Raw genomic sequence first — 1,406 nt, forward strand, 5'->3', positions numbered from 1 at the left:
CGCACCACCTTTGTGGAACGTTCGCATGGTCAGCTGGGTACCCTTCTCACCGTTGGACTGGGCAGCGATAACGCCAACCGCTTCACCGATGTTCACCTGGTGACCACGAGCCAAGTCACGGCCGTAGCACTTGGCGCAGATGCCATAGCGGGTTTCGCAGCTGATCGGCGAACGCACGATCACTTCGTCGATGCTGTTCAGCTCGATGAATTCGACCCACTTCTCGTCTACCAGAGTGCCGGCAGGAACAATAACGTCCTCGGTACCTGGCTTGAATACGTCACGGGCAATAACACGACCCAATACGCGCTCACCCAACGGCTCTACAACGTCACCGCCTTCAATGTGCGGAGTCATCAGCAGACCGTGTTCGGTGCCGCAATCGATCTCGGTTACGACCAGATCCTGCGCCACGTCTACCAGACGACGAGTCAGGTAACCGGAGTTCGCAGTTTTCAACGCGGTATCCGCCAGACCTTTACGAGCACCGTGAGTCGAGATGAAGTACTGAAGTACGCTCAAACCTTCACGGAAGTTCGCAGTAATAGGCGTTTCAATGATGGAACCGTCCGGCTTGGCCATCAGGCCACGCATACCGGCCAGCTGACGAATCTGTGCTGCGGAACCCCGCGCACCCGAGTCGGCCATCATGTACATCGAGTTGAAGGACTCTTGGTCGACTTCTTCGCCGTGACGGTCGATAACCTTCTCTTTCGAGAGGTTGGCCATCATCGCCTTGGAAACTTCGTCGTTCGCCTTCGACCAAAGGTCGATCACTTTGTTGTACTTCTCGCCCTGGGTTACCAGGCCGGAGGCGTACTGGCTCTCGATCTCTTTTACTTCGTCGGTGGCGGCACCGATGATGCGGGCTTTTTCATCCGGGATAACGAAGTCGTTAACACCGATGGAAACGCCGGAGATGGTCGAGTAAGCGAAACCGGTGTACATCAACTGGTCAGCGAAGATAACGGTCTCTTTCAGACCAACCACGCGGTAGCACTGGTTGATCAGCTTGGAGATCGCCTTCTTCTTCATCGGCAAGTTAACGACGTCGTACGACAGACCTTTTGGTACAACCTGGAACAGCAGCGCACGGCCGACAGTAGTGTCGACGATACGGGTACCGCTCACGCTGTTGCCGTCACGGTCGTTGACGGTTTCGTTGATACGAACCTTGACCTTGGCGTGCAGTGCGGCTTCGCCGGCGCGGAACACACGGTCAACTTCCTGCAGATCCGCGAACACACGACCTTCGCCTTTCGCGTTGATCGCTTCACGGGTCATGTAGTACAGACCCAATACAACGTCCTGCGACGGAACGATGAGTGGCTCACCGTTGGCTGGCGACAGAATGTTGGTGGTTGTCATCATCAACGCACGCGCTTCGAGCTGGGCTTCGAGCGTCT

At 56.3% G+C, this 1,406-nt stretch carries 1 pseudogene; it reads right to left on the minus strand.

Features of this window, described 5'->3' with window-relative positions:
• Positions 1-1,406 (minus strand): annotated as a pseudogene (locus ACIGDJ_RS28300) (DNA-directed RNA polymerase subunit beta'); the annotation flags it as partial.

This window comes from Pseudomonas sp. NPDC079367 (assembly GCF_044542195.1).
GTDB lineage: Bacteria > Pseudomonadota > Gammaproteobacteria > Pseudomonadales > Pseudomonadaceae > Aquipseudomonas.